The organism is Brachybacterium netajii (SeqCode) (assembly GCF_054114245.1).
Window position 1 is genome coordinate 286,316 of the sequence record NZ_JBSYXB010000001.1, and the last position, 26,720, is coordinate 313,035.

Sequence of the window (26,720 nt, forward strand, 5' to 3'; positions counted from 1 at the left end):
GCTCAGCGTCCTCCGTCGATTCGGTCATGCGCGGGTCCCCGGTGCGCGAGGGCGTCGCGCAGTCGGAGGCGATCATCGAACGGGTGGACGATACCGCCGATCTGCTGACCGGTCTCCGCGCCCTTCCCCGCCACGAGCAGGATGTCGCCCACCTCGACGATCCCTGCAGCCAGCTCGATCGCCTCGCCGCGCCCGCCCACCTCGTGGACCTGCGCGGACGTATCCGCTGGTACACCGCTAAGAATCTCACGACGGATGACTCCGGGGTCCTCCGAACGGGGGTTATCGTCGGTGACGACCACCACGTCCGAGAGCCGCGCGGCGACCTCGCCCATGATCGGGCGCTTGCCGCGGTCGCGATCGCCGCCGGCGCCCATCACGGTGACGATGCGGCGGGTCCCCGGCACCGACCGCAGGGTCGTCAGCGCCTGCTCGAGGGCATCGGGCGTGTGAGAGTAGTCGACGACCCCGCGGATGCCCTCCGCCACGACGAGCTCCATCCGGCCGGGGACCGTGCCGGCGCTGCCGACCGCCTCGTCGGCCGCGGGCCCGGAGACCCCGATGGCCTCGAGCAGCAGCGTCGCGGCGAGGGCGTTGGCGACGTAGTGCCGGCCCGGGAGCGCCGCCCGCAGGGTGCGCGTCCCCTCGGGCCCGTCGACCTCGAAGACGCTGCCGAAGCCGTCGGCGCGGAGGTCGCGGGCGCGATGGTCCGCGTCGACCCCGGTCGTGGAGTAGGTGGTCACGGGGATCGTGGCCTCCTGCGCGAGGCGGCGCCCCCAGGCGTCGTCGACGCAGACGATGCCGCGGCGGGCGTGCTCGGGCGCGAAGAGGGACGCCTTGGCGGCGAAGTACTCCTCCATCGTCGGATGGAAGTCCAGGTGGTCCTGCGTGAGGTTGGTGAAGCAGGCGACGTCCAGGACGACCTCGTCGGCCCGGTGCAGGACCATCGCATGCGAGGAGATCTCCATCGAGACGATCTCGACGCCGTCCTCGAGCATGCGGGCGAGCAGGCCGTGCAGCTCGGGCGCCTCCGGCGTGGTGCGGACAGTGCCGATGCGATGCTCGGCGCCGTCGGCTCCCCGGTAGACGGTTCCCGAGGTCCCGACGACCCCGGCCGACCGACCCAGATGCTGGAGCGCCGCGGTCACGATCGTAGAGACCGAGGTCTTGCCGTTGGTGCCGGTCACGCCGATGGTCCGGAGCTTCTCCGCCGGTCGGCCGAGGAGCGCGGCCGCGGCGCGCGCGGTGGCCTCCCGCGCGTCGGCGACGACGACGGCGGGCAGCCCCGCGGCGCGGCAGCGCTCGGCCCCTGCGGCGTCGGTCAGCGCGGCCGCCGCTCCGAGCGCCGCGGCCTGCTCGGCGAACTCGGCCCCGTGGGCGCGCGCACCGGGGAGGGCGCACCACAGGTCGCCGGGACGCACCGCGCGGGAGTCCAGGACGATCCCGTGCAGGAGGACGCCTGCCGAGCCCTCCGGGCCGTCGGCGGGATCCGCTCCGAGGGCGCGGGCGAGATCCGCGACGTCCATCGAGGGCGCGGTCCGCGGCCGTGCGGGCTCGAGCACGGGCCCGCTCTCCAGCTCGTTCTCGAGCTCGTTCTCGGGCGCGCTGTCGGCGATGCTGTCGTCCACGGGGCCTTCCGGGGGTGGGATCGGGATGTCGTGCAGGATCGAGGGGTCATGCGGGGTCGTGCGGTCGTACGGGGCCTCGTCGCCGGAGCTCACCAGGTGTTCTCCAGCTCGCGGCCCTCGACGCCCGTCGGCGCGATCCCCTGGTTCTGGAGGGAGAACGCCATCAGGTCCGAGAAGGCGGGGGCCGCCGCGGTGGTGCCCGAGATGAAGCTGTCCAGACCGAACAGGTACACGCCGACGACGAGCTCCGGATCGTCGATCGGCGCCATGCCGATGAACGATGCGGTGTAGGTGCCGCCGGTGACCTGCGCGGTCCCCGACTTGCCTCCGACGGCGTAGCCGCTCACGCTCGCGACCGACTCGCCGTCGACGATGTCGTTGTCCATCAGGTGCAGGATCGTCTCCGCGGTCTCGGAGGATACCGCGCGCGTCTGCTCGGGCTCTCCGAGCGAGCGGATGGTGCCGTCGTCCTCGCGCACGCCCTTGACGATCGTCGGCTCGATCCGCACGCCGTCGTTCGCGAAGGCGCCGACGGCGGCGACCATCTGCAGCGCGGTGACCGCGTAGCCCTGCCCGAAGGAGGTCGTCAGCGCCGTGCGGCCGTCCCACTGATCGGGCTCGCGCAGGATGCCGGCGCTCTCGCCGGGCAGGCCGATGCCGGTGGGCGAGCCCAGGCCGAAGGCGGTGAGGTAGTCGTAGCGGGTCTGGTCGGACATCGTCTTGGCGATCTGGACGGTGCCGACGTTCGAGGACTCCTTGAGGACGCCCGCGAGGGTGAGCTGCTCGTCGGCGTGGTAGTGCGAGTCCTTGATCCGCTGCCCGTCGAAGTACTTCTCGTAGGGGATCGAGTACTGGCTGTCCACCGTGGCGGTGCCCTCCTCGAGCGCCGCCGCCATCGTGAACAGCTTCCCGGTGGATCCCGGCTCGAAGACGTTGGAGATCGACCGGTTGCCGAGATCCTCGGGATCGGCCGACGCATAGTCGTTGGGGTCGTAGGTGGGGTTGTCGGCGAGGGCGAGGACCTCCCCGGTGCGCGCGTTGTACACGACGGCGCTGCCGCCGGTCGCACCCCATTCGGCGACCGTGTCCTCGAGGATCTCCTGGGCCTTCCACTGCAGGTCGCGATCGATGGTGAGGACCAGGTCGCTGCCGTCGACGGCGGCGGTGGTCGTGCGCTTGCCGGTCGGGATGATCTGCCCGCCGGCACCGCGCTCGTAGCTGGTCTCGCCGTCGGTGCCGGCCAGGAGGTCGTCATAGGCGATCTCCGCGCCGGCGAGCGCCGTCCCGTCGGTGCCGACGAAGCCCAGGATGTTCCCGCCGACCTCGCCCGCGGGATAGATCCGGTCGGCGACGCGATCGGAGCCGATCCCGGGGATGCCCAGCGCGATGATCGCGTTGCGGACCGCCGGCTCGACGTTCTTCTCCAGATAGACGAAGCCGCGGTCCCCGGTGAGCGCCTCGACGGTGTCGGCGACGGTCCATCCCAGGACCGGTGCGAGCTCCTCGGCGGCCGCCTCGATGCCCGTCGGCCCCTCCTTGGCGTTCTGCTTGTAGGTCACGACCTGGATCTGGTTGACCCAGAGGTCGTACCTCTCGACCGAGCTGGCGAGGACCGCCCCGTTGCGATCGGTGATGTCCCCGCGCAGCGCGGGGATGGTGCGCGTGACGGTGCGCTGCGCGACGGCGGCCTCAGCGCGGGCGCTGGCATCCAGGCCCTGGACCCAGATGAGCCGGCCCGCAATCAGGAGCACCGCCACCAGGACCATGCTGATGACGAAGCGGTGGCGGACCGCAGGGCGTCCCACGCGAGCGCGCGGGATGCGCGGGCGCACCACCGTCGTGGTGCGAGCGCGCGAGGAGGGCCGCCCGGGCCGGGCGCCCGAGGAACGCTGCGGCGCCGATCCGCCACGACCGGTCCGACGCGTGGCCATCGCTCAGTCCCCCTCGTTGCCCATGCCGTTGTACGTGGTCGGCGCATCGTAGATCTCGGCGACGGGGACCGAGTCGGTCGTCGCGTCCCCGGCGGCGGCCGTGCCCTCGATCGGGGCGGTCTCTCCGAGCACCTCCCCGGTGTCGAGGTCGATGTAGGCGGGGTCCGTCACCGGGACCATGCCCAGCTCGCGGGCCTGGCGCTCGAGCTCCTGCGGAGTCCCGAGGCGCTCATTGGTCTCGGCGAGCGCCTGCTCCTCCTGGGTGAGGCGCTTCGACTGGGCCTCGAGGCGGGTGATCTCGTAGCTGGTGTTCGACATCTCGATGTTCAGGTACAGCAGCGCCGCGAGCGTCGCGGCGACGATCAGCGTGCACAGCAGCGTGAAGGGCAGCGTGCCGCCCCCGGTGCGCGGTGCCGAGAGGACGGTCAGCCGCGGCGCGGGGGCGGTCGATGCCGCGCCGCGCTCCCCGGGCTTGGGTGCGCGGACCGGACGGACGGCGGCCGCGCGGACGGCGGACGTGCTGGCCATGTCAGTGGCCTCCCTCGGCGATGCGGGTGCGGGCGAGCGCTCGGAGACGGACGCTCGCCGCACGGGGGTTGTGCTCGCGCTCGCTCGGGTCCGCCTGCAGGGCGCCCCGGACGAGCGGGATGAAGGTGGGCTTGTGCTCCTCGAGCTCCACGGGGAGCCCCGGAGGGGCCGACGAGCGGGTCCGACGCCCGAAGGCGGTCTTGACCAGCTTGTCCTCGCCGGAGTGGTAGGACTCCACGACGATGCGACCGTCGAGGAGGAGGGAGTCCAGCGCACCGTCGATCGCGCGGGTCAGGATCTCCAGCTCGGCGTTGACGGCGATGCGCAGGGCCTGGAAGGTGCGCTTCGCGGGGTGGCCCCCGCTCGCCTTCGAGGCGGCGGGGATGGCGCGCTCGAGCAGCTCGACGAGCTCTCCGCTGCGGGTCAGCGGCGCCTGCTCGCGCTGCTCGACCACGCGGCGCGCGATGCGCTTGGCGAATCGCTCGTCCCCGAGGTCGCGCAGGATCCGGGCGATCTCCGCCTCCGGGAGATCCCGCAGGAGGTCGGCCGCCGTCGGTCCGTCGGACGAGGGGTCCATGCGCATGTCGAGCGGTGCGTCCGCGGCGTAGGAGAAGCCGCGCTCGGGGGTGTCGATCTGGAAGCTCGACAGGCCCAGGTCCATGATGACGCCGTCGGCCCCGGGCAGGCCGAGATCGGCGAGCACCGCGGGGATCTCGTCGTAGGTGGCGTGCACGAGGGTCGCGCGCTCGGCATGCCCGGCCCGTGCGATCCGCTCCCGGGCGAGCTCGAGCGCCTGCGGGTCGCGGTCGATGCCGACGAGGCGGGCCTGCGGGGCCGCGTCCAGCACGGCGACCGCATGCCCGGCCATGCCGAGCGTCGCATCGACGTGGACGGCGCCCTCGTGCTGGAGCGCGGGCAGGAGCAGCCGGACGCACTCGTCCAGGAGGACGGGGACGTGACGGTCCTGCGCCGGTGCGCTGTCGTGGGGCTGTTCCATGGCACCCCTCCCGTGGTCGTGCTGCGGATTGTTCATGTGGGCGGTGGTGACGGCATCCCTCATCCTGCGCGGGGCCGTCCTGCCAGATTCCCCGTCGTTCCCGACCCGCCACCGGGGAAGTTGCGTCGGGGCGGGAACGACGAGAGGTCTCACAGGACGGAGCGTCCGTCGCGACGGCCTCAGAAGAGTCCGGGGACCACCTCTTCCGCCGTCTGCGCGAAGTCCTCCTCCTTCTGCTCGAGGTAGGTCTCCCAGGCCGGGAGCGACCAGATCTCGAGCCGGTCCAGGGCCCCGATCACCGCGGTCTCCCGCTCCAGCCCCGCGTACTTGCGCAGCGAGGGCGGGATGGTGATGCGGCCCTGCTTGTCCGGGACGACGTCCTCCGCTCCGGAGAGCAGCACGCGCAGGTAGTCGCGCGTCCGCTGATCGGTGGTGGGCGCCCGACGGGCCTCGGAGAGCTTCTGGTGGAACTCGGAGATCGGATACACCGCGATGCAGTGCTCCTGCCCCCGGGTCATCACCAGTCCTTCGGCGAGGACGTCGCGGAACTTCGCCGGGAAGATCAGGCGGCCCTTGTCGTCGAGCTTGGGCGTGTAGGTGCCGAGGAACACCTCGACCACCTCCCACGACCGGTGACTCGCGACGGGAAACCCTCTCCTCCCAACGCGCTCCACTTTACCCCACTGTCCCCCACCTTCCGCTACCGCATGCGCCGAATCGCTCCGGTCCCCCCGTGAATCCGCAGGTCATAACGGTGGGGTGGAAGTGGGGGAGCATTCCCCGCATTCCCCGCATCGGCGTGGCGCCGACCTGTCAGCCTCGCCCGGATGCGCTGCACCCTCCCCCACCCGGACGACGACTCCCCTGGTCATACGGGTGCCGACGCGCGCTGTCCGCACGGAGGGGTCGCGTGGGGCGAAGTGGAGGAGAGGCGTGGGGCGAAGTGGAGATCCTGGGAGATCTCTGATCCCGGCAGCATGCCGACGGCGATTTCGCGCATGGATATGCGCATTGACGGATAACGGATCCGTGCAGAGGGAAGAACGTCGTCATCGCCTACGACGAGGGCGGGGCATCGAGCACCAGGGGCATCGAGCATGAGGACGCCCCGGCCCTCTCGGGCACGGGGCGTCGTCCGCATCGATCCGCTCAGGACGATTCAGGTCTGCTCGGCGCGGGTCGCGTCGGCGCAGCGCGGGTCACCTCTGCACAGCACGGGTCATGGCGGCACAGCGCGTCGCCGCACAGCTCGGCTCAGGGACGCTCGATCCGACCTCGGGGCATCGCGAGGCGGTTCAGGGCCGCCTCGCTCAGCGCGCGACGATCAGCGCGGGGGCGGTCAGTGCGCGACGGGCGGCGCACAGCGGTCAGCGCGGGGCGACAGCCGGGGGAAGTGCGGCGAAGCGATGCGCTCAGCGGTCGTCGCCGGCGCGCTTGTCCCAGCGCTCCTCCATGCGACGCATGAAGTTCCCGCCATCGTTCGGCGCGGCGGGCTTCGCGCCGCTCCCGCCCGATCCCGGGCCGTCGGCTCCGGAATCCCCGGAGGCGGACGGGGCGGTCACGGCGTAGACGGCGCCGGCCAGCATCCCCAGGAACGCGATCACGCCGAGCCAGACGGCCGGCAGGGAGACCGCGAGGACCAGGATCACGAGGCCGAGGACCACTCCGCCCAGCCCGATGACGACCCGGCGCCCGCTGCGACTGCTCGTGCGGCGCGGCGCGAAGGCTCGCGCGAGCCGCGGATCCTCCGCGAAGAGCTGGCGCTCCATCTCATCGAGCATCTTCTGCTCATGCTCAGACAGCGGCATTGTCCCGCTCCTTGTCCCCGTCCTGACGCCCGGTCCGGCCGCCACCGCCGAGATGTCCTGGCGGTGTGCCGTCCTCGGCGGTGACACCAGTCTAGAGCGGTTCTCCGAATTGTGGTAACAGTCCGTAGGACGCGTCACCGATCGGGACTCCGGTCCGCCGCATCTGCCTCGTGGCCAGGACGTCCGCCACCGCTCCCGAGCGTCGACCCGCGCGAGAGGCTCCCCCCGCCGAAGCGCTCCAGAGCCCGGTCCATCGCGGACTCCAGATCGCTCCATCCACCCGCCCGTCCGGTCAGCTCGGCCTGGACCGGAGCACCCTGGACGGAGGAGAGATGCTGTGCCCGCACGCCGACGAGCCGCACCCTCGGCATCCGCGGCCGCTCGCGCTCCCAGAGGGCGACGACCTGCTCACGCAGCCGCTCGCCGCTGGCCGTCGGCTGCTCGAGCGTGCTCGACCGGGTGCGGGTGGTGCCATCAGGTGCGCGCAGCTTCAGCACGACGGTGCGCGCGACCTGCCCGGTGCGGCGCAGCTGCCGCGCCACGTCGTCGGCCATCGCGGTGATCCGGCGTCGAATCTCGTCGGCGTCGACGAGGTCCTCGTCCCATGTGCGCTCCGTGCCGAGCGACCTGTCCTTGACCTCGCGCCCGAGCCCTGTGCGATCGGAGCCGTCGGCGATGCGGAGGATCTCCGGCGTGCGCGGGCCGAGCACCCGCGCGAGCGTCGCCGGCGGGACCTCGCGGAGCTGCCCCACCGTGCGCACGCCGATCCTCGCGAGGCCTTCCTGCGCCTTCGGGCCGATGCCCGAGACGACCGCCACCGGCAGCGGCGCGAGGAATGCCGCGGTCCCCTCAGCGGGGACGACCAGCATCCCGTCGGGCTTCGCACGCGCGGAGGCGATCTTCGCGACCGCGCGCGAGACCGAGCCGCCCACCGAGCTGGGCAGGCCCAGCTCGGTGCGGATCCTCCCGCGCAGGAGGCCGCCGATCTCCTCGGGCTCGCCGAACAGCCTCCACGCCCCGCGGACGTCGAGGAACGCCTCGTCGACGCTGATCTGCTCGATGTCCGCGACGACGTCCCGCAGGATCGCCATCACCTGCGTCGAGACGGAACGGTAGAGATCGATGCGCGGCGGCAGGATCACGAGATCCGGTGCCAGCCTGCGCGCGGTCGCCATCGGCATCGCCGAACGAATCCCCCGCTCCCGCGCCGGATAGCTCGCCGCGGCGACGACGCCCCGTGCTCCGGCGCCGCCGACGACCACCGGGAGCCCGACGAGGGACGGATCATCGCGGATCTCGATCGACGCGAAGAAGGCGTCCATGTCGAGATGAAGGATGCCGGGCGACTCCGCTCCCGGTCTCGAGTCCCCGTCCACGGCCATGGGCGCACTCTACCGGCGGCCTCCGACAGCCCGATCGAGATCCGGGGCCACGCAGCCGCGGAGCCAAGGAGCCAAGGAGCCACGGAGGAGCAGGAGAGCGGCGGCGCGGTTCATCCGGCGAGCGCGGTGATCTCCATCGGGAGGTCGTCCAGGAGGATCTCCCCCACGCGCCGCAGGTGCGCACGGGTGCCGTCGAGATGGTCGCCCAGCAGCACGGGCTCCGGCTGCGCGAGCGGATCATGGTCCAGCCGGGCCCTCTCGGCGACCAACGGAGCGAGCTCCGCCGCGCGCTCCCTGCCCTCGGTGTCGATCCGGGCGAGGGCGGTCCAGACGTTCAACGGCAGCCGTCGACGCCGGCGCCGGTTCGCTCGGGCGACGAGGACCCCGGCTCCGCGGAGCGCCGCGCGATGGATCAGCTCGAAGGCCTCGCGCGGGTCCTGCTCGAGGAGCGCCTCGCCCTCGGCCAGGAGCGTGCGCGCACGGTGGAGGTCGACCTGATCGGCGTCGAAGTGCGCCAGGACGGCGCGGGTGCCGAGCCCCGCGGACGCCCCTGCCCCTCGTCCGCTCCGTTCGATGTCCCTGACCATCGCTCCCCCTCACCTCGGATCGCTCTCGTGGGCGGCTGTCCGGCCGCTCCCCGTCACCCGTTCGGGCTGAGGCCGACGCTATGCGGTGGGGCCGACAGGCGGGACGACGCCTCTTCCCGGTGTGGACGAGCGGACGTTGGGGAGGAGCAGGCATCGGCGAGGAGCAGGCGTCAGGATGGAACGGATGGAGGCACAGGGAGCCGGCAGAGAAGGAGGGCGGAGCGGGGATCTAGAGTGGTCGGATGTCCCGCCGTGAGCGCCATCGCAGCGCGCCCTTCGCACGCCTCGGTCCCCTCGACCGCCCGATCCCGATCTCGACGGGCACCGCCGAGCTCAGCACAGAGACCGACGGGTCGGTGCTGCTCCAGGTCAACGGCGTGCCGTCCTCGCACCTGCATCCCGACCCCGAGCACCTGGTGTTCGAGTACATGCGCTGGATGCTGCTGGTCATCGAACGGCATCTCGATGCCTCGCCCGAGGGGACCGAGGCCGGCCCCGCGCAGATCGCCCACCTGGGCGGCGCGGGCTGCTCGCTGCCGCGAGCGCTCGCCTCGCGCTGGCCCCGCTCCCGGCAGACGGTGGTCGAGCTCGACGCGCTGCTGGCGGAGCAGGTGCGCGAATGGTTCGACCTTCCCCGATCGCCGCAGCTGCGCATCCGCGTCGGCGATGCCGCGGCCGCCCTCGCGGAATGGCGGGAGGATCGCTTCGACGTCCTCGTCCGGGACGTCTTCGCCGGCGACACCACTCCGCATGCGCTCATCAGCGCGTCAGCCGCGCGGAATGCCGCTCGGGTCCTCGTCGACGGCGGCATCTATCTGGCCAACTGCGCCGCCCCGCCCGGCACCCGTCTGCTGGCCGACGAGCTGGCCACGCTCTCGGAGTCGTTCGCGCATGTGGGCGTGATCGCCGAGCCCGCTCACCTCACCGGCAAGCGGCGCGGCAACTGCGTGCTCCTCGCGTCCTCCCAGCCCCTGCCGGACGGCATCGACCGGGCACTGCGCTCCGACGCCGTCTCGGTGCGCCTGGCCCGCGAGGCGCAGGTGGAGCAGATCCGACGCGGCGGACGGGTCATCCAGGACCGTTGAGAAGAGAAGACGGGCAGGTCAGGAGCTTGCGCTCCGTGACCTGCCCGTCGTCGTCTGTGATCCCAGAGGAACTCAGAGAGGGCGGACCTGCTCGGCCTGCGGACCCTTCTCCCCCTGGGTGACCTCGAACTCCACGCGCTGACCCTCATCGAGGGAGCGGTAACCGTCCATGTCGATCTTGCTGTGGTGGACGAAGACGTCAGCGCCGCCCCCGTCGATCTCGATGAAGCCGAAGCCCTTCTCGGAGTTGAACCACTTGACCGAGCCCTGTGCCATACCTGTCACTTCCTGTGTCGTCCATCATCGGTCGCCCGTGCGACCTGGTGCCGCGTGAAGCCGTCCCCCGTGAACGGGTGGCATCAGGCTGGTGCCGTCCTGGTGTCGGGGTACCGACGACGGACTGTCCTGCTGGACCTGCATCACCGCAACGTCCCCATTCTGGCACGACCGTGGCCCCGTTCACACTGCCGAACGGCATCAGCGGTCACGAAGCCGTAACGAACACCGGGACGAATCGGGCATTGTCGGCATGCCGCCGCGGCGAGGGCGACCGATGCCCCGGCACACGTCCCGACCTCCTCGGCCCCGCCGCGTCGGCCGCGGCCCCATCCTCGTCGGCCGCGGCCCCGTCCCGGTCGCCTCGGCCCCGTCCCGGTCGCCTCGACCCCGATCCGTCGGCCACGATCCGCGGGTCGTCAGCCGAGGTCGTCCGTCCCCAGCGCGGAGTCGGGCCCGCGACCGTCGTGGTCCGCGAGGAAGCGCTCGAAGCGATCGCCGAGCTCCTCCGCCGTGGGCAGATCCATCGTGGTCGCGAGCGGGGAGTCGTCCCCCTCCCGCATCGCGTCGTACTGCTGCTCGAGCGCGGTGACGATCTGGCGGACCTCGGCGTTGTGCAGGAGGGTCGACTCGATCGCCGCGGAGGCCGCCTCCGTGAGGTCGCCGAGGTCGACCAGCGGGAGGTCCAGTCCCGTCGCCCCGCTGACGCGCCGCAGCAGCGCGAGCGCGCCCGCCGGGAAGTCGGTGCGCGTCAGGTAGTGCGGGATCTGCGCGGCATACCCCATCGCCGGGTGCCCGGCCCGCCCGAGCTCGAGCTCGAGGAGCGCTCCGAAGGCCGCGGGGATCGCGATGTCGGTCTCGTCCTCCTCGCCGTCGGACTCCGAGCGCAGGTCCTGGACCCGGTCGACATCCGCCGCGGCCAGCATCGACGGATCGTTGGCATGGGCGAACAGCCCGATGGGCCGGGTGTGGGGCACGGCCATGGGCACCGCCTGCATGCCCACGACGCGATCGACGTCGAAGAACTCGACGAGATCGATGATCGCCTGCGTGAAGCGGCGCCACTGCAGATCGGGCTCGGGCCCGTCGAGGAACAGGAAGGGCCGGTCGGACTCGTCGTACATGAGCGAGAGCGTCACCTCGGGCACGTCCACGGCGGTGTAGCTGATGCCGTCGAACCGGGCCTGCGGCCGCGATCCGCGGTAGTCCAGCAGCTCGTCGGCATCGAAGCTCACCAGGCGCACATGGCGCAGCTCGTCGCGCAGATAGGTCGCCGCGATGCGGCAGGCACCGCCGGCATCGACCATCCCCGGCAGGGCATGGACCAGGGTCAGCCCTCCGCGCGGCACGGCGGCGAGCACCTCCGAGTCCTCGAAGGCGTAGAGATCGCGCGGATCCCGCATCGGCGTCTCCTCCCTCGCGGCACCCCGGATGGCACACGCACCCAGGCGCATCCACCATAATGGACGACCGCGCTCCGCCGGACCGGGCTCTCCCGGGGCGGCGGCGCACCCGTGGAGACCGTGAGGGGAAGCATGTCCGTGGACGCCGCTGAACAGCAGTTCACCAGGGAGCTCGGTCGCGAGCAGTCGTACGCGGATCGCCTGTACGCGCGCCTCGACGAGCTCATCCTCCAGGTCGAGGGCAACCTCGACGCCATCCAGGCCTCGCAGCACGCCTCGACGCACCAGAACCGCTCCGAGCGCGACTCGTTCATGGCCCTCTACGAGGACCGCCTCGCCCTTCTCCGCTCGGTCAGCCGGGCCGTGGTCTTCGGGCGCCTGGACACCGACGAGGGCGCGCAGCGCTACATCGGCCGCATCGGACTGTTCACGCCGGAGCGGGAGCAGCTGCTGGTGGACTGGCGCGCGCCGGCCGCCGCCGCCTTCTACCAGGCCACCTCGACCGACCCGCAGGGGGTGCGGCTGCGGCGCCACCTCATCAGCCGCGGCCGCACCGTCGTCGGCCTCGAGGACGACGTGCTGGACCCGACGGTGCTGGACGAGGGGCACGACGTCGTCCTCCAGGGCGAGGGCGCGCTGCTCGCGGCCGTCTCGGGCCAGCGCACCGGCCGCATGGGCGACATCGTCGCGACCATACAGGGCGAGCAGGACCGCATCATCCGCTCCGAGAACCGGGGCGTGCTCGTCGTGCAGGGCGGCCCCGGCACGGGCAAGACCGCCGTCGCCCTCCATCGCGCCGCCTACCTCCTCTACACGCACCGCCGCCGCCTCGAGCACACCGGCGTCCTGATCATGGCGCCCACCCAGGGCTTCCTGCGCTACATCGAGCGCGTGCTGCCGAGCCTCGGCGAATCCGGGGTCGTCATGATGACGCCGGGCACCCTGTTCCCCGGGGTCGAGACGACCGAGCACGACGACGACGCCGTCGCCCGCGTCAAGGGGGACGCCGCGATGGCCGAGCTGCTCACGCGGGCCGTCAAGCAGCGTCAGCGCGTGCCCGCGCGCGATGTCCGTCTCCGCATCGACGGCACCGACATCGTGCTGACGCGCGAGGACGTGCGCTCCGCCCGCCGCGATGCGCGCTCCACGCACAAGCCCCACAACTCCGCCCGCGCCGTGTTCGTCCGCTCCGCCCTGAACCGTCTCGCCGAGCGCTACGAAGCGGCGCTGAAGGCCGCCGGTCGCACCGTCGTACCCGAGGACCGACCGGACATCCTCGCGGATCTCCGTCATGATCCCGACGTCCGCCGCGAGCTCAACCTCGCCTGGCTCCCGTACACCCCGCAGGGGTTCCTGCGGATCCTGCTCTCGCGCCGGGACCGGCTGCGCGCCGCCGCTCCGCGCTCGCTCGCCGACCGCGTGGACCTGCTGGTCCGGTCCAAGGACGCCCCCTGGACCGTCGAGGACGTCCCCCTGCTGGACGAGGTCGCCGAGATCCTGGGCGAGGACTCCGCCCCGGAGGAGGCACGCGCCCGGGACGCCGCCGAGCGCCGGGAGGCCGACGTCGACTACGCCCGCAAGGTGCTCGAGAGCTTCGACACCTCCGGCATGGTCCGCGCCGAGGACCTCGCCGACCAGGTCAACCGCGTCCGCGACGGACGCACGCTGGCGGAGCGCGCCGCCTCCGAGCGCTCCTGGACCTACGGCCACGTCGTCGTCGACGAGGCGCAGGAGCACTCCCCCATGAGCTGGAGGGCCCTCATGCGCCGGTGCCCGACGAAGTCCTTCACCGTCGTCGGGGATGTCGCGCAGACGTCCTCCGCGGCCGGCACCGACTCCTGGGAGGCCGCCCTCGCACCCCACATCCAGGACCGCCTCCAGGTCGAGCGCCTGACGGTCAACTACCGCACTCCTGCACGCATCATGGGGCATGCGCTCGGCATGGCGCGCGCGCACCGGCTCCCCGTCACCACGGTCACCTCGGTGCGCATCGGCGATCGCGACGCGCGGATCACGCCCGTCCGCGCCGAGCAGCTCGAGTCGTCCGCCGCCGCGGAGGTCGCCGAGCTGCACGGGCAGAGCATCGGCCGCATCGCCGTAATCGTCGCGCCGCACCGGATCGCGAGCCAGGTGCTCGCGCTCCAGGACGCCACCGGAGCCGCCGCGGTCGGCGCGGGCTCCTCGGGGGTCGACGACGAGATCTCCGTGATGACGGCGAAGGACGCCAAGGGGCTGGAGTTCGATGCGGTGGTCGTCGTCGAGCCGGCCGAGCTGGTCGAGGAGCACGGCGCCGGCGACCTCTACGTCGCGATGACGCGCCCGACGACCCATCTGGGGCTCGTGCATGCCCGGCCGCTGCCGGAGGGTGCGGCCGAGAGGGCCGACGTCGCCGTCGAGGGCGCCTGACCGGGAACGAGGATCGGCGGCCGTGGCTTCCCCTCCACGACCGCCGATCCGGCGTGCACCTCAGCGGCGCACGTCGAACATCTTACGCACAGGTCCGACGTTCCGAACCTCCTGATGCGGTGAAGGTGAGAAGTCGATCACACTCTCGGCGAAGGTGCTCGGTGCGAGGGCATGACCTGCATGGACGACACGCTCAGGAGGACAGCTCGGCACCCTCGGCGCGCAGCCTGCTGATCGCCGCCTCGAAGTCCTCGAGGGACTCGAAGGACTGGTAGACGCTCGCGAAGCGCAGGTAGGCGACGAGATCGAGCTCCTGGAGCGGCTGGAGGATCGCCAGCCCCACCCCGTGGGCCTCGATCTCGGCCTGTCCGCTCGCACGGATGTCCTCTTCGACGCGCTGAGCGAGGACGGCGAGCTGGTCATCGCTCACCGGCCGCCCCTGGCAGGCCTTGCGCACCCCGGAGATCACCTTGGCACGGCTGAACGGCTCGCTCACACCGGATCGCTTGATCACGGAGAGCGAGGCGGTCTCGGCCGTCGAGAAGCGACGCGAGCAGTTCGGGCACTGACGGCGCCGCTTGATCATCGACCCGTCGTCGGACGTGCGGGAGTCGACGACGCGCGAGTCGGGATGGCGGCAGAAGGGGCAGTGCATCCCCCAAGGATACCGGGCGTTCCCCCGGGCGGCCGAGGGATGTGATAGCGGCACCTGCTCGGCATCGACGATCAGTCCCCGAGCGACTCCGCGGAGGGGAGCACGATGGACTGTCCGGCGGTGACCCGGCCGGTGGGGAGATGGTTCAGGGTCCGCACCTCGGCGATGTACTCCTGCGCGCTCACGCCCTCGGGGGCGAACTCCTCGGCATAGCCCCAGAGGGTGTCGCCCTGCGCGACGGTGACGACCTCCCCCTCCCCCGCCTCCTGGCCGGCGAGGGCGCTCGGCACGTCCAGGACGAGGATGAGCAGCGTCGCGACGAGCAGCCCGAGCAGGAAGGCGAGGACGGTGACGACCGTCCGCCCCCGGGCCGTGATCTCCAGTCGAACATGCGCACGAGCCTGCGGGGCCGACGACGCCTCCGTCTGCTCGGCGAAGGTGCTCGTCGCCTCGCGGCGAACGGGAAGGGCGATGATCCGCGCCTGCTGCGCAGCGGTCCCGACGGGCGTCGGGATGGTCATGTGCGTCTGCATTTCCGAACTCCTGTTCGATCGAACCTTTGTGCGAGCGTAGGTCAGGCCGCAGCGACACGCAAGACCCACCTCGAACACATGTTTGGCGATCCGGTCGCTCCCGCCTACCCTGGGAACACGGACCACGGAACCGCGCAGGTCCGACAGACGAAGCCAGGGAGGCCCTCACGATGACCCCGAGCACCCGACGCCGCCAGGAGCCGAGACTCAAGGTCGTCGGCGGTGCGGGGGGATCGCGGGCCGGCGCCTCGGACTCCCCCTCGCCCCTCGCCTCCCTCACCCCGCGCCAGCGGCTCGTCCTCGAGACGATCCAGGACTCGATCGCGAGCCGCGGATACCCCCCGACCATGCGCGAGATCGGCGACGCCGTCGGCCTCACCTCGTCGTCCTCGGTCTCCCATCAGCTGCAGGCGCTCGAGCGCAAGGGCCTGCTGCGGCGGGACCCAAAGCGGCCGCGCGCGATGGAGGTGGTGCTCCCCGCGGAGGCCGCCGAGGAGGACCTGCCGCCGGCCGCGCCGCAGATCGTCCAGGGGCTCCCCGAGCCCGCGCCCGGCGGGCCCTCGGTCGCGGTCCCGCTCGTCGGCCGCATCGCCGCGGGCGTCCCGATCATGGCCGAGGAGCAGGTGGAGGACGTCTTCACCCTGCCGTCCCGCCTGGTCGGCGACGGCGACCTGTTCCTCCTGCAGGTCGTCGGCGAGTCGATGATCGATGCGGCGATCTGCGACGGCGACTGGGTCGTCGTGCGCAGTCAGCAGACCGCGGAGAAGGGCGAGATCGTCGCCGCGATGATCGACGGCGAAGCCACCGTGAAGACCTTCGCCCAGCGGGACGGCCACGTCTGGCTCATGCCGCACAACCCCTCGTTCGCCCCCATCCTGGGCGACCACGCGGAGATCCTCGGCAAGGTCGTGGCGGTCCTGCGCTCCGTCTGAGCTCCGTCTGATCCGGCGCGCGCCCGGCCTCAGGCGCCCGTCCCGCTGAGCCGGCGGAGGGCGCCGAGCGCGACGTCAGGATCCGTGGTGGACCACAGGGGCGGCATCGCCGCCCGCAGGTAGCCGGCGTAGCGGGCGGTCGCGAGGCGCGCGTCGAGGACGGCGACCATCCCGCGATCGTCCTGCGAGCGGATGAGGCGCCCGGCGCCCTGCGCGAGCAGGAGGGCCGCATGCTGCGCCGACACGCCCATGAACCCGTTGCCCCCGCGCTCCGAGATCCGCTCCTGGCGCGCGGAGGTCAGCGGGTCGTCGGGCCGCGGGAACGGGATGCGGTCGATCGTCACGAGGCGGCAGGCGGGACCGGGTACATCGACCCCCTGCCACAGGGTGAGCGTGCCGAACAGGCTCGAGTCCTCGTCCTCGCGGAAGTCCCGCACGAGGTTCGCCATCGAGTCCTCGCCCTGGACGCCGATCGGCAGGGACAGGCGCCCGCGCACATGCTCGGCGGCGAGCTCCGCTCCGCGTCGCGAGGAGAACAGGCACAGCGCGCCGCCGTGGGAGGCGTCGATCAGCTCGGTGAGATGGTCGAGCATCGCGAGCGCCGGGCCGTCGCGACCGGGCGCCGGCAGATGCCGCGCCACGTAGAGGATCCCCTGGCGCGGGTAGTCGAAGGGGCTGCCGACGTCCAGTCCGGCCCACGCGCCGCGGTCCGCCGACGCCGGCAGCTCGTCCACCGCGGTCCGTCCGGCGCGCGCGAGACCGACCTCTCCGGCAGGCGGTTCGAAGCGCCCGCCGAGGGCGAGGGTCGCGGAGGTCAGCACCGCGGTGCGGTCCTCGAGGATCGCACCGCGCATCGCGCCGGCGACGCTCATCGGCGCGACCTGGATGCTGGAGCGACCGGTCGCCTGCGAGCGCGAGACCGAGACGACGTCGTCCTCGTCGGGCGCCGCGAGGCGCTCGCAGACGTCGATGATCTCCTGCAGCGAGGCGCGCACGGCCTTGCGCGCCCCGGCGGTGGCGACGGATCCGTCCTCCCCCGCCTCCTTGGCATCGGAATGGGCCGTGCGGGCCTGGACCCGCAGCTGGGTGATCGCATCGCCCAGCCGCGGCGGGAGCTCGCCGATCACGCGCCCGTCGGCCATCTGGTCGAGGGACTCCTTGAGCTCCTCGCCGGCGTCGTCGAGGGCGGTGGCCGCGACGCCCAGCGAGCGCAGGTCCCGCACGACGCCTCGCACCATGCCGGGAACCAGCGCCTCGGTGACCGCTCCGGTGACCCGGGAGACCAGATCGTGCGCCTCGTCGAAGACGACCACGTCATGGTCGGGGATGATCCCGTGGCCGTCGAAGGCGTCGATCGCCAGCAGCGCATGGTTCGTGACGATCAGATCGACCTCCCGGGCCAGCTCGCGGCTGCGCTCGGCGAAGCAGTCCTCGACCATCGGGCAGGTGCTGCCCAGGCACTGGTTCCCGGTGACGGACACCTGGCGCCAGGCACGGTCGGAGACGGCGGACTCGAGGCTGTCGCGGTCCCCGGTCTCGGTGTCCTCCGCCCAGTCCCGCAGGCGTCGCACCTGCTCCCCCAGCTTCTCCGTGCCGCCGCCCTGGGAGGGGTCGACGCGGACCTCGGCGAACAGCGCTCCGGCATCCAGGTCGAGCGGGTAGCCGCCATCGAGCTTGTGGCGGCACAGGTAGTTCGCGCGCCCCTTGAGGAGCGCGAAGGTGGGGGTCCGCGGCAGATGCTCGGCCAGCGCCTCGACGAGTCGCGGGAGGTCCTTGCGCACGATCTGCGTCTGCAGCGCGATCGTCGCGGTGGAGACGACGACGGGCCGGCCCGTCGTGACCGCGTGATGCAGGGCGGGCACGAGATAGGCGAGGGACTTGCCGGTGCCGGTGCCGGCCTGCACGAGCAGGTGCCGGCTGCCCTCCATCGCCGTGCCCACGGCCCGCGCCATGGCGCTCTGGCCCTCGCGAGGGCTGCCTCCGACGGCGGCGACAGCCGCCTCCATGAGGGCGTCGAGCTCCGCGGTCGAAGCGGTCGGGGCGGCGGCGGGAGTCACCGATCCAGGGTAGCCGTCGGACCGCGGCCCGCCTTCCCGGGACGCGCTCCCGGGAAGGCGCCCTCGGTCACGCGGCGCCGCGCAGCTCGGCGGCGAGCGCCTCGTCGACCCGGGCATGCAGGTGCGTGCCCTCCGCCAGGTGCTCCTCGGCGAGGACCTCGCCGGAGGTGTGCACCCGGGAGACGAGGTCGCCGCGGGAGTAGGGGACGACCAGGTCGACCTCGACGTCGGGCCGCGGGAGCCGCTCGGCGATGAGCTCGCGCAGCTCCTCGATGCCCTGGCCGCTGCGCGCGGACACCACGGCGGACTCCTCCACCTGGCTGCGGATGCGGGCGATCGTCTCCGGCGAGGCCAGATCGGCCTTGTTCAGGACGACGATCTCGGGGACGTCGAAGCCCTCGAGCTCGCCCAGCACCGTGCGGACGGCGCGGATCTGCCCCTCGGGGTCCGGGTGGGAGACGTCGACCACATGGAGCAGCAGGTCCGAGCCGCCGACCTCCTCGAGGGTCGAGCGGAAGGCCTCCACCAGCTGCGTGGGCAGATGGCGGACGAAGCCGACGGTGTCCGCGTAGGTGAACTCGCGGCCGTCGGGCGTGTGGGAGCGACGGACGGTCGGGTCCAGGGTCGCGAACAGGGCGTTCTCGACCAGCACGCCGGCGCCCGTGAGGCGGTTCAGCAGCGAGGACTTCCCCGCGTTGGTGTAGCCGGCGATCGCGACCGACGGGATCCGGTTGCGCCGACGGTCGGCGCGCTGCGCCTCGCGGCCCGGGGCCATCGCCTTGATCTCGCGGCGGAGCTTGGCCATGCGGTCGCGGATGCGCCGCCGGTCCAGCTCGATCTTCGTCTCGCCAGGACCGCGCGAGCCCATGCCGGCCCCGGCGCCGCCCACCTGACCGCCCGCCTGACGGGACATCGACTCGCCCCAGCCGCGCAGGCGCGGCAGCAGGTACTCGAGCTGCGCGAGCTCCACCTGGGCCTTGCCCTCGCGGGACTTCGCGTGCTGGGCGAAGATGTCGAGGATCAGCGCGGTCCGGTCGATGACCTTGACCTTGACGACGTCCTCGAGCGCGCGGCGCTGGCCGGGGGCGAGCTCGCCGTCGGCGATGACCGTGTCGGCGCCGACCTCGGCGACGACCTCCGCGAGCTCCTGCGCCTTGCCACGGCCGAGGAAGGTCGCGGGGTCGGGGTGCGCGCGCCGCTGCAGCATGCCGTCGAGCACCTCGGAGCCGGCGGTCTCGGCGAGCGCCGCGAGCTCCCGGAGGCTGTTCTCGGCCTCCTCGACGTTCCCGGAGGTGTAGAGCCCCGCGAGCACGACCCGTTCGAGGCGCAGCTGGCGGTACTCGACCTCGGTGACGTCCTCGAGCTCGGTGGACAGGCCGCTCACGCGGCGGAGCGCACGGCGGTCGGCGAGATCGAGCTGCTCGCCGTCCGCATCGGAGGCGTAGGTGACGGCGGAGACGGAGGCGTCGCCGCGGGCCAGGATCCGGTCGGTCAGCCGATCGCGGCGCGGGGAGTCCGTGCTCCCCTGCTCGCCGCTCCGCTCTGCCGTGGCGGGCTCCTCGACCCCTGCGGCGCCGGTCGGGACCGGGCTGCTCTCCTCGACGTCGGTGTCGGGTTCGGGATCGGGATGGAAGGCGATGGGCACGGGTGGGGTTCTCCTCATGGTCGGGGGTGCGTGGCATCCAGAGTCCCACGCCCGCGCGAGAGGGTCGAGCGATTTCTCGCTGGGCGCATCCCGGAGGGCCGCGCACGGCGCGCCGGCGCCGGGCGGGTCCGTATCCTGGCGCGGTGGAACAGCACTACTTCACCCCGGTCCCCGACACCGACGACGTCCGCCGCCCGCTGCGCGCGACCCTCGCCGGCGTCGAGCGCGACCTCGTCTCGAGCACCTCGGTGTTCTCGGGCCGCGGCCTGGACAAGGCCACGGCGGTGCTGCTGGGACGCCTCGACGAGCTCCACGAGGTGCCCGCCGGCGCGCGCATCCTCGACCTCGGCTGCGGCTGGGGCCCGATCGCGCTGACCGCGGCGCTGCTGCACCCGGATGCGGAGGTGTGGGCGGTGGACGTCAGCGAGCGCGCTCGCGCGCTGACCGCCGAGAACGCTCAGCGCCTCGGTCTCGGCAACGTCCGGGTGGTCGCGCCCGAGGAGGTCCCCGAGGACCTGCGGCTGGACGTCATCTGGTCGAACCCGCCGATCCGCATCGGCAAGGAGGAGCTCCATGCGCTCCTGCTGCGCTGGACCGCGCGGCTCGCGCCCGCGGGCACCGCGGCTCTGGTCGTGGGGAAGAACCTCGGCGCGGATCCGCTGGCCCGCTGGCTCGGCGAGCGCCTGCCTGCGCGCCCGGTGGGGAAGGTCGCCAGCGCCAAGGGCTTCCGGATCATCGAGATCGGTCCCGAGACCGGGACGATCCCGGGGGACTGAGCTCCGTCAGACCAGCAGCTCGCCGTCGGCGACGAGCTCGGCGGGACCGGTGAGGGTCACCTCGCCGTCCTCGCGCCACCCGACCTCGAGGGCGCCGCCCGGCACGTCGACGCGCCAGGGCAGGCGGGAGTCGTCCCCGGCGCGCAGCGCGGAGGCGACCGCGACGGCGGCGACGCCGGTCCCGCAGGACTCGGTCTCCCCCACCCCGCGCTCGTGCACCCGCATCGCGACGTGGCGCTCCCCGCGCACGACGACGAGCTCGATGTTCGCGCCGTCGACCGGTTCCGGATCCAGCACCGGACGGTGCTCGAGATCGACGTCCGCGAGCTCCGCGCCCTCGGGCAGGAAGGCGACGACATGCGGGTTCCCCATGTCGACGTCGGTCCCCTCGAGGAGCATCCCCGCCCCGGCCTCTCCGGCGACGGCGACCGTGCGCGGTCGCCCGGCGAGGTCGTCGGCGCCCAGCCCGGCCACGCCCATCCCCACGCGCACGGTCCAGCCGAGAGCCCCCCGCGACGAGGCGGGCGTGCTCTCGGGTCCGGCGAGGATCTCGATCGAACGGACGCCGGCACGGGTCCAGATCCGGTAGGAGTCCGCAGCGACATGGCCGGCCCGACGGAGATGGGCGGCGAAGACGCGCACTCCGTTGCCGCACATCTCGGCGATGGAGCCGTCGCCGTTGCGGTAGTCCATGAACCACTCGGGGGCGTCCGCCGGGGCGTCGACGCCCGCCGCCGCGGTGCGGACGGCGCGGATGACGCCGTCGCCGCCGATCCCCCCGCGACGATCCGCGAGCGCGCGCACGAGCTCCTCGTCGAGCTCCAGCTCTCCGGCGGGGTCGTCGAGGATCACGAAGTCGTTGCGGGTGCCGTGCCCCGTGGTGAAGCGCAGCCGACGGCCGGCGGGCTCGAGGGCGGCGGAGGATGATGCGGAGGTCATGGGAGGAAGCCTAGGGCCGACGCGACCTGCCGGTCGAGCCCGCCGCCCTCGTCCTCGCGGCGCGCGTCGATCCAGCGCACGCGCTCGTCGCGTCGGAACCACGTGTCCTGCTTGCGCACGAGGCGCCGGGTGCCCGCCGCTGTGGACTCGATCGCCTCCTCGCAGCCCATCGTGCCGTCGAGCACCGCGAGCGCCTGCTCGTAGCCGATCGCCCGACGGGCGGTCCTGCCGCGGTCCAGGCCCCGCTCGCGCAGGACGCGGGTCTCGTCGAGGAGGCCGTCGGCGACCATCGTCCGGATCCGTCGGCCGATGCGCTCGTGGAGGGTCTCGCGGTCCAGCCCCAGGCCGATCTGGATCGTCGACGGGTCGTGGAGCACGGGGCGGGGCAGGAAGGCCGCGAACGGCTGGCCGGTGAGCTCTCCGACCTCGAGCGCGCGGACGATGCGTCGCACGTCATGGGCGCCGATGACGGCGGCGGCGCCGGGATCCCGGGCCGCGAGCTCGGCATGGAGCGCCTCGCCGCCGATCTCCTCCGCGCGCGCCTCGAAGCGGGCGCGGACCGCGGCGTCGGTCGGGGGGAACGCGATGTCGTCCAGGACTGCGCGGATGTACAGGCCGGAGCCGCCGACCAGGATCGGGACGCGCCCGCGTCCGCGGATCGCCGCGATCGTCTCGCGGGCCTCCCGCTGGAAGGCGGAGACGGAGGCCTCCTCGGTCACCTCCAGCACGTCCAGGAGGTGGTGCGGCACGCCCTGCCGTTCGGCGAGAGGCACCTTCGCGGTCCCGATGTCCATGCCCCGGTAGAGCTGCAGGGCGTCCGCGTTGACGACCTCGCCCTCCAGGCGCAGAGCGAGGGCGATCGCGAGGTCGGACTTGCCGGTCGCGGTGGCGCCGACGACGGCGATCAGCGGCGGTCCCGGCTCGGTGCTCATGCGCCGCACCCTATCGCCCGGTCCCGCTCCCTTCCCCTGTCCCTGCACCCTGACCAGGCTCGGGTCGCAGGGATCACGACACGCGCGGGGTCGACTTCCCACGGGAACGGAGTAGGGTGAGCGGCGGCCCCACGGGCCGGACCGAATCCCTACTGACCAGTCGAGGTTGCACGTGCCTGCTGCGAACGAGTCCCCGCTCATCATGGACTCGACCGAAGGTCTCGAGCCGCTGTCGATGACGCGCGTGGAGGAGTGCCTCACCCGGCACGGCTACGCGTACGTCGAGGACGAGGCGCACCCGGAGATCCTCCGGGCCCGGTTCGACGACTACCGCTTCCAGTTCATGCTCAGCGGCGAGGACCACGGGATCCTGCAGACCCGCGGTCGCTGGAGCCACAGCGTGGACTTCTCCCGCAAGGTGCAGATGATCAAGCTCTGCAACGAGTGGAACATGAACCGCATCTGGCCCAAGGTGTATGTGCGCCGCGAGGCCGAGGGCCTGCTCGGCGTCTACGGCGAGCTCTCCGCGGACTTCCGCGCCGGAGCCCTCGACAGCCAGCTCGACAGCGCGATCTCATGCGGTCTGAGCACCGTGATCGCCTTCTTCCACAGCCTCGAGGAACGGCTCGGCAACGAGCTCGAGGACCTCGACAGCTGACCCTCCTGCGGGGCGCGCCGCGCGCTCCCCGCCCGGGATGAGCGACGGCCGGCACCCTGCAGGGTGCCGGCCGTCCGCGTCCCCGGGCCTCAGGCGCGGCGCAGGGACGGGATCCCGAGCACGACCGGGCCCTGCGCGGGGCCGCTCCCCGCACCCGTGCCGCATCCGCCCCCGGCGGTGAGGCCCTGGACACCGGCCTCCCAGGCGTCCCCCGAGCGCGTGCGGCGCACGGAGAACTGCTCGGGCGCGAGCCGGTCCGCGGGCGCGGCCAGGGCGCTGTCGGCGATCAGATAGTGGGGCGCCGCGCGCGTCACCGTGGCGGTGACGAGATCACCGGGGCGGGGACGCCGTGCTTCCGGCAGGTCCGGGGGAAGAGCCAGGTGCACCAGCCGATGGTCGCGGGACCGGCCGGAGAGGCGCTGGGTCTCGCGGTCCCGCTCCCCCTCGTTCTCGGCGACGAGGACCTCGACGACGGAGCCCTCGAGCCGACGGTTCTCCTCGAAGGCGATGCGGTCCTGCAGAGCGGTCAGACGCTCGTACCGCTCCTGGACGACCTCCTTGGGGATCTGGTCCTCCATGGTCGCGGCCGGGGTGCCGGGACGGATCGAGTACTGGAAGGTGTAGGCGCTCGAGAAGCGGGAGGCCTCGACGACCTCGAGGGTGCGCTGGAAGTCGTCCTCGGTCTCGCCGGGGAAGCCGACGATGATGTCCGTGGTGATCGCGGCGCCGGGGATGCGCTCGCGCACGCGCTCGAGGATGCCCAGGAACCTCTTCCCGCGGTAGGAGCGCTTCATCCGGCGCAGGACGTCGTCGGAGCCGGACTGCAGCGGCATGTGCAGCTGCGGCATGACGTTCGGGGTCTCGGCCATCGCGTCGATCACGTCGTCGGTGAACATCGCCGGGTGCGGGCTCGTGAAGCGCACGCGCTCGAGGCCGTCGATGTCGCCGCAGGATCGCAGCAGCTTCGCGAAGGCTCCGCGATCGCCGAACTCCACGCCGTAGGAGTTCACGTTCTGCCCCAGCAGCGTCACCTCGATGGCGCCCTGCTCCACGACGTCGCGCACCTCGGCGAGCACGTCACCGGGCCGACGGTCCTTCTCCTTGCCGCGCAGCGACGGGACGATGCAGAAGGTGCACGTGTTGTTGCAGCCCACCGAGATGGAGACCCAGGCGGCATAGGAGGACTCGCGCCGGGTCGGCAGGGTGGAGGGGAACACCTCGAGCGACTCGAGGATCTCGACCTGCGCCTCCGCGTTGTGGCGCGAGCGGTCCAGCAGCACCGGGAGCGAGCCGATGTTGTGGGTCCCGAAGACGACATCCACCCACGGCGCCCGCTCGACGATCGTCGAGCGGTCCTTCTGCGCGAGGCAGCCGCCGACGGCGATCTGCATGCCCGGGTTCGCGTCCTTGGCGGGACGGAGGCCGCCGAGGGTGCCGTAGAGCTTCTTGTCCGCGTTCTCCCGCACCGCGCAGGTGTTGAACACGACGACGTCGACCTCGCCCCTGCGGGCGTCGGCGCCCTCGGGCGCGGCCGTATAGCCGGCCTCCTCGAGCAGTCCGGTCAGGCGCTCGGAGTCGTGGACGTTCATCTGGCACCCGAAGGTGCGCACCTGGTAGGTGCCGCGGGGGGACGGGGCGGTGGTGGTCGGCATAGTGCCTCCAGGGTACGGCGCCGACTGCGCGCGCACCGCTCCGCAGCAGCCTCCCGGAGAGGTGTCGATCGATCTCACGTCCGGCCCTCGCGGATCACGAAGATATGACGACCGGCGACGAACCCGCTCGTGATGGCCATCACATCCGATAGCGTGCCGTTCATGTCGCAGACCTCGCCGGGTGCCGATCCCTCCGCACGCCCCCTCGTGTCCCTGTCCGGAGTGCAGAAGCACTTCGGGGATCTGCACGTGCTCCGGGACGTCGATCTCGAGGTCGCCCACGGCGAGGTCGTGGTCGTGCTGGGGCCGTCGGGCTCGGGGAAGTCGACCCTGTGCCGGACGATCAACCGCCTCGAGACGATCGACGAGGGCGAGATCCGCATCGACGGGGTCCTGCTGCCGTCCTCGGGGTCGGGCCTCGCCCATCTGCGCGCCGAGGTCGGGATGGTGTTCCAGTCCTTCAACCTCTTCGCCCACAAGACCGTCCTGGAGAACGTGACCGTCGCCCCCATCAAGGTCAAGAAGGTGCCGCGGAAGCAGGCGGAGGCGAAGGCGATGGAGCTGCTGGAGCGCGTCGGCGTCGCCGACCAGGCGCAGAAGCTGCCCGCCCAGCTCTCCGGTGGTCAGCAGCAGCGCGTCGCCATCGCCCGGTCGCTCGCGATGGCGCCGAAGGTGATGCTCTTCGACGAGCCGACCTCCGCCCTCGACCCCGAGATGATCAACGAGGTCATCCAGGTCATGACGGATCTGGCCCACGAGGGCATGACGATGATCGTGGTCACGCACGAGATGGGCTTCGCCCGCCGCACCGCCGACCGCGTCGTCTTCATGGACGCCGGCCGGATCCTCGAGACCCGCAGCCCCGAGGAGTTCTTCACCTCCCCGCAGACGGATCGGGCGAAGGACTTCCTCTCGAAGATCCTCCACCACTGACCCGCTCGAGCACGACCCGACCGTCCCGACCGCTCCATCGACCGACCGACAGCTTCCCACCGACAGCTTCCGACGAAGGAGTTCACCATGTCCCTGAACCGCCGCCTCTTCCTCACCGGCACCGCCGGATCCGTCGCCGCCCTCGCCCTCCCCGCCTGCGGAGGCGAGAGCGACGACGAGCCCGAGGTCGCCAGCGTCGACGCCTCGGAGTTCGCCGAGGGCTCGACCATGGCAACCCTCGCCGCGGCCGGCAGCATCACCATCGGCACCAAGTTCGACCAGCCGCTCTTCGGCCAGGCCGGGCCCGACGGCAAGCCCGCCGGCTTCGACGTCGAGATCGGCAAGATCATCGCCGGCGCCCTCGGCATCGCGGCCGACGACATCGAGTGGACCGAGACCGTCTCGGCCAACCGCGAGCCGTTCATCGAGAACGGCAACGTCGACATCGTCGTGGCGACCTACACCATCAACGACACCCGCAAGGAGGTCGTCGACTTCGCCGGCCCCTACTACATCGCAGGCCAGGCGCTCATGGTCCTCATCGACAACGAGGACATCACCGGCGAGGACTCCCTCGACGGCAAGACGGTCGCCTCGGTGGAGGGCTCGACGCCCGCGCAGTACATGACGGACAACCACCCGGAGGCCACGCTGCAGACCTTCGACACCTACTCCAACTGCGTGACAGCGCTGAAGAACGGCCAGGTCGACGCGGTCACCACCGACAACGTCATCCTGGCGGGCTTCGTCGCCGCCGACGAGGAGAGCCTGAAGCTGGTCAACGACGGGGAGACCTTCACGGAGGAGCCCTACGGGATCGGCCTCGCGAAGGGCGACGACGACTTCCGCGCCTTCGTCAACGACACCCTCCAGGCGGCGTACGACGACGGCAGCTGGGCCGCGGCCTGGGAGTCCACGGCTGGTGTCGTGCTGCCCACGCCGGATCCCCCGGCGATCGACCGCTACTGATCCCGGTC

General features: G+C 72.2%; 24 protein-coding genes. 7 read left to right on the top strand and 17 right to left on the bottom strand.

Annotated features, from left to right (window positions below; genetic code table 11):
- Positions 1–2: 2 nt before the first annotated feature.
- The 8 genes from ACXET9_RS01250 to ACXET9_RS01285 all read right to left on the bottom strand — a co-directional run bounded on the left by ACXET9_RS01250 (position 3) and on the right by ACXET9_RS01285 (position 8,861).
- Positions 3–1,721: a UDP-N-acetylmuramoyl-L-alanyl-D-glutamate--2,6-diaminopimelate ligase gene (locus ACXET9_RS01250; RefSeq protein WP_457884106.1), complete on the bottom strand. Its 1,719-nt coding sequence runs from the start codon at positions 1,719–1,721 to the stop codon at positions 3–5.
- Positions 1,718–3,433 carry a peptidoglycan D,D-transpeptidase FtsI family protein gene (locus tag ACXET9_RS01255; protein WP_457884108.1) on the bottom strand — a complete coding sequence of 572 codons (1,716 nt, stop codon included), beginning with the start codon at positions 3,431–3,433 and terminating at the stop codon, positions 1,718–1,720. Before ACXET9_RS01255 ends, ACXET9_RS01250 begins: the two co-directional genes overlap by 4 nt.
- A 129-nt stretch (positions 3,434–3,562) precedes the next feature.
- On the bottom strand, positions 3,563–4,087 hold the full coding sequence (locus tag ACXET9_RS01260; RefSeq protein ID WP_457884110.1) for a septum formation initiator family protein: 525 nt from the start codon (positions 4,085–4,087) through the stop codon (positions 3,563–3,565).
- A gap of 1 nt (position 4,088) precedes the next feature.
- Positions 4,089–5,084 (bottom strand): 16S rRNA (cytosine(1402)-N(4))-methyltransferase RsmH, encoded by a 996-nt coding sequence (gene rsmH / locus ACXET9_RS01265; RefSeq protein ID WP_457884112.1) that lies wholly within the window; start codon positions 5,082–5,084, stop codon positions 4,089–4,091.
- Positions 5,085–5,263: 179 nt separating this feature from the next.
- Positions 5,264–5,695, bottom strand: a complete 432-nt coding sequence (gene mraZ, locus ACXET9_RS01270) for a division/cell wall cluster transcriptional repressor MraZ (RefSeq protein ID WP_457884114.1) — start codon at positions 5,693–5,695, stop codon at positions 5,264–5,266.
- A gap of 801 nt (positions 5,696–6,496) precedes the next feature.
- On the bottom strand, positions 6,497–6,892 hold the full coding sequence (locus tag ACXET9_RS01275) for a DUF3040 domain-containing protein (protein WP_457884116.1): 396 nt from the start codon (positions 6,890–6,892) through the stop codon (positions 6,497–6,499).
- Between the two features lie 134 nt (positions 6,893–7,026).
- A complete protein-coding gene (gene dinB, locus ACXET9_RS01280) occupies positions 7,027–8,274 on the bottom strand; it encodes a DNA polymerase IV (protein WP_457884118.1) in 1,248 nt (415 codons plus the stop codon).
- Positions 8,275–8,384: 110 nt separating this feature from the next.
- On the bottom strand, positions 8,385–8,861 hold the full coding sequence (locus ACXET9_RS01285) for an SAV_6107 family HEPN domain-containing protein (protein WP_457884120.1): 477 nt from the start codon (positions 8,859–8,861) through the stop codon (positions 8,385–8,387).
- A gap of 242 nt (positions 8,862–9,103) precedes the next feature.
- Here ACXET9_RS01285 and ACXET9_RS01290 point away from each other — a divergent pair, with 242 nt between their 5' ends.
- Entirely contained in the window at positions 9,104–9,946 is an 843-nt protein-coding gene (locus ACXET9_RS01290) for a spermidine synthase (protein ID WP_457884122.1), read from the top strand.
- A gap of 72 nt (positions 9,947–10,018) precedes the next feature.
- Here the strand turns inward: ACXET9_RS01290 and ACXET9_RS01295 are convergent, their stop codons facing one another.
- Both ACXET9_RS01295 and ACXET9_RS01300 read right to left on the bottom strand, forming a co-directional pair.
- Positions 10,019–10,222, bottom strand: coding sequence for a cold-shock protein (locus tag ACXET9_RS01295; RefSeq protein WP_457884124.1), 204 nt, complete (start codon positions 10,220–10,222; stop codon positions 10,019–10,021).
- A gap of 419 nt (positions 10,223–10,641) precedes the next feature.
- Positions 10,642–11,625, bottom strand: coding sequence for a proteasome assembly chaperone family protein (locus tag ACXET9_RS01300; RefSeq protein ID WP_457884126.1), 984 nt, complete (start codon positions 11,623–11,625; stop codon positions 10,642–10,644).
- A gap of 132 nt (positions 11,626–11,757) precedes the next feature.
- On the opposite strand from ACXET9_RS01300, the gene ACXET9_RS01305 reads away from it, so the two are divergent.
- Positions 11,758–14,031, top strand: coding sequence for a HelD family protein (locus tag ACXET9_RS01305; RefSeq protein WP_457884128.1), 2,274 nt, complete (start codon positions 11,758–11,760; stop codon positions 14,029–14,031).
- A 193-nt stretch (positions 14,032–14,224) separates the two neighbouring features.
- Here the strand turns inward: ACXET9_RS01305 and nrdR are convergent, their stop codons facing one another.
- Positions 14,225–14,686, bottom strand: coding sequence for a transcriptional regulator NrdR (gene nrdR, locus ACXET9_RS01310; protein ID WP_457884130.1), 462 nt, complete (start codon positions 14,684–14,686; stop codon positions 14,225–14,227).
- A 71-nt stretch (positions 14,687–14,757) separates the two neighbouring features.
- Positions 14,758–15,219, bottom strand: coding sequence for a peptidoglycan-binding protein LysM (locus ACXET9_RS01315; protein WP_457884132.1), 462 nt, complete (start codon positions 15,217–15,219; stop codon positions 14,758–14,760).
- A gap of 170 nt (positions 15,220–15,389) precedes the next feature.
- Between ACXET9_RS01315 and lexA the strand changes: the two genes are divergently transcribed.
- Positions 15,390–16,151, top strand: coding sequence for a transcriptional repressor LexA (gene lexA / locus ACXET9_RS01320; RefSeq protein ID WP_457884133.1), 762 nt, complete (start codon positions 15,390–15,392; stop codon positions 16,149–16,151).
- A gap of 29 nt (positions 16,152–16,180) precedes the next feature.
- On the opposite strand, the gene ACXET9_RS01325 is transcribed toward lexA, so the two are convergent.
- The gene (locus ACXET9_RS01325; protein ID WP_457884967.1) at positions 16,181–18,157 is read right to left on the bottom strand and encodes an ATP-dependent DNA helicase; all 1,977 of its coding nucleotides are present in this window, start codon (positions 18,155–18,157) and stop codon (positions 16,181–16,183) included.
- A gap of 118 nt (positions 18,158–18,275) precedes the next feature.
- Positions 18,276–19,853: a GTPase HflX gene (gene hflX / locus ACXET9_RS01330; protein ID WP_457884135.1), complete on the bottom strand. Its 1,578-nt coding sequence runs from the start codon at positions 19,851–19,853 to the stop codon at positions 18,276–18,278.
- Positions 19,854–19,996: 143 nt separating this feature from the next.
- Here hflX and ACXET9_RS01335 point away from each other — a divergent pair, with 143 nt between their 5' ends.
- Positions 19,997–20,629, top strand: a complete 633-nt coding sequence (locus ACXET9_RS01335) for a class I SAM-dependent methyltransferase (RefSeq protein ID WP_457884137.1) — start codon at positions 19,997–19,999, stop codon at positions 20,627–20,629.
- Between the two features lie 6 nt (positions 20,630–20,635).
- Here the strand turns inward: ACXET9_RS01335 and dapF are convergent, their stop codons facing one another.
- Both dapF and miaA read right to left on the bottom strand, forming a co-directional pair.
- Positions 20,636–21,568: a diaminopimelate epimerase gene (gene dapF, locus ACXET9_RS01340; RefSeq protein WP_457884139.1), complete on the bottom strand. Its 933-nt coding sequence runs from the start codon at positions 21,566–21,568 to the stop codon at positions 20,636–20,638.
- On the bottom strand, positions 21,565–22,500 hold the full coding sequence (gene miaA / locus ACXET9_RS01345) for a tRNA (adenosine(37)-N6)-dimethylallyltransferase MiaA (RefSeq protein WP_457884141.1): 936 nt from the start codon (positions 22,498–22,500) through the stop codon (positions 21,565–21,567). The genes dapF and miaA overlap by 4 nt, the downstream gene beginning before the upstream one ends.
- Before the next feature lie 172 nt (positions 22,501–22,672).
- Here miaA and ACXET9_RS01350 point away from each other — a divergent pair, with 172 nt between their 5' ends.
- The gene (locus ACXET9_RS01350; protein ID WP_457884143.1) at positions 22,673–23,158 is read left to right on the top strand and encodes a YbjN domain-containing protein; all 486 of its coding nucleotides are present in this window, start codon (positions 22,673–22,675) and stop codon (positions 23,156–23,158) included.
- Between the two features lie 89 nt (positions 23,159–23,247).
- On the opposite strand, the gene miaB is transcribed toward ACXET9_RS01350, so the two are convergent.
- Positions 23,248–24,810, bottom strand: a complete 1,563-nt coding sequence (gene miaB / locus ACXET9_RS01355; RefSeq protein ID WP_457884145.1) for a tRNA (N6-isopentenyl adenosine(37)-C2)-methylthiotransferase MiaB — start codon at positions 24,808–24,810, stop codon at positions 23,248–23,250.
- Between the two features lie 162 nt (positions 24,811–24,972).
- On the opposite strand from miaB, the gene ACXET9_RS01360 reads away from it, so the two are divergent.
- Both ACXET9_RS01360 and ACXET9_RS01365 read left to right on the top strand, forming a co-directional pair.
- Positions 24,973–25,743: an amino acid ABC transporter ATP-binding protein gene (locus ACXET9_RS01360; RefSeq protein ID WP_457884147.1), complete on the top strand. Its 771-nt coding sequence runs from the start codon at positions 24,973–24,975 to the stop codon at positions 25,741–25,743.
- Between the two features lie 87 nt (positions 25,744–25,830).
- Positions 25,831–26,712, top strand: a complete 882-nt coding sequence (locus ACXET9_RS01365; RefSeq protein WP_457884149.1) for a glutamate ABC transporter substrate-binding protein — start codon at positions 25,831–25,833, stop codon at positions 26,710–26,712.
- Positions 26,713–26,720: the final 8 nt, after the last annotated feature.

What these genes read in the sequence shown, in the direction of transcription:
- ACXET9_RS01260 (WP_457884110.1), bottom strand. Translation starts at nt 4,087, where the DNA reads ATGGCCAGCACGTCCGCCGTCCGCGCGGCCGCCGTCCGTCCGGTCCGC.
- rsmH (WP_457884112.1), bottom strand. Translation starts at nt 5,084, where the DNA reads ATGGAACAGCCCCACGACAGCGCACCGGCGCAGGACCGTCACGTCCCC.
- ACXET9_RS01275 (WP_457884116.1), bottom strand. Translation starts at nt 6,892, where the DNA reads ATGCCGCTGTCTGAGCATGAGCAGAAGATGCTCGATGAGATGGAGCGC.
- dinB (WP_457884118.1), bottom strand. Translation starts at nt 8,274, where the DNA reads ATGGCCGTGGACGGGGACTCGAGACCGGGAGCGGAGTCGCCCGGCATC.
- ACXET9_RS01285 (WP_457884120.1), bottom strand. Translation starts at nt 8,861, where the DNA reads ATGGTCAGGGACATCGAACGGAGCGGACGAGGGGCAGGGGCGTCCGCG.
- ACXET9_RS01290 (WP_457884122.1), top strand. Translation starts at nt 9,104, where the DNA reads ATGTCCCGCCGTGAGCGCCATCGCAGCGCGCCCTTCGCACGCCTCGGT.
- ACXET9_RS01295 (WP_457884124.1), bottom strand. Translation starts at nt 10,222, where the DNA reads ATGGCACAGGGCTCGGTCAAGTGGTTCAACTCCGAGAAGGGCTTCGGC.
- ACXET9_RS01300 (WP_457884126.1), bottom strand. Translation starts at nt 11,625, where the DNA reads ATGCGGGATCCGCGCGATCTCTACGCCTTCGAGGACTCGGAGGTGCTC.
- ACXET9_RS01305 (WP_457884128.1), top strand. Translation starts at nt 11,758, where the DNA reads ATGTCCGTGGACGCCGCTGAACAGCAGTTCACCAGGGAGCTCGGTCGC.
- nrdR (WP_457884130.1), bottom strand. Translation starts at nt 14,686, where the DNA reads ATGCACTGCCCCTTCTGCCGCCATCCCGACTCGCGCGTCGTCGACTCC.
- ACXET9_RS01315 (WP_457884132.1), bottom strand. Translation starts at nt 15,219, where the DNA reads ATGCAGACGCACATGACCATCCCGACGCCCGTCGGGACCGCTGCGCAG.
- lexA (WP_457884133.1), top strand. Translation starts at nt 15,390, where the DNA reads ATGACCCCGAGCACCCGACGCCGCCAGGAGCCGAGACTCAAGGTCGTC.
- ACXET9_RS01325 (WP_457884967.1), bottom strand. Translation starts at nt 18,157, where the DNA reads ATGGAGGCGGCTGTCGCCGCCGTCGGAGGCAGCCCTCGCGAGGGCCAG.
- dapF (WP_457884139.1), bottom strand. Translation starts at nt 21,568, where the DNA reads ATGACCTCCGCATCATCCTCCGCCGCCCTCGAGCCCGCCGGCCGTCGG.
- miaA (WP_457884141.1), bottom strand. Translation starts at nt 22,500, where the DNA reads ATGAGCACCGAGCCGGGACCGCCGCTGATCGCCGTCGTCGGCGCCACC.
- miaB (WP_457884145.1), bottom strand. Translation starts at nt 24,810, where the DNA reads ATGCCGACCACCACCGCCCCGTCCCCCCGCGGCACCTACCAGGTGCGC.
- ACXET9_RS01360 (WP_457884147.1), top strand. Translation starts at nt 24,973, where the DNA reads ATGTCGCAGACCTCGCCGGGTGCCGATCCCTCCGCACGCCCCCTCGTG.
- ACXET9_RS01365 (WP_457884149.1), top strand. Translation starts at nt 25,831, where the DNA reads ATGTCCCTGAACCGCCGCCTCTTCCTCACCGGCACCGCCGGATCCGTC.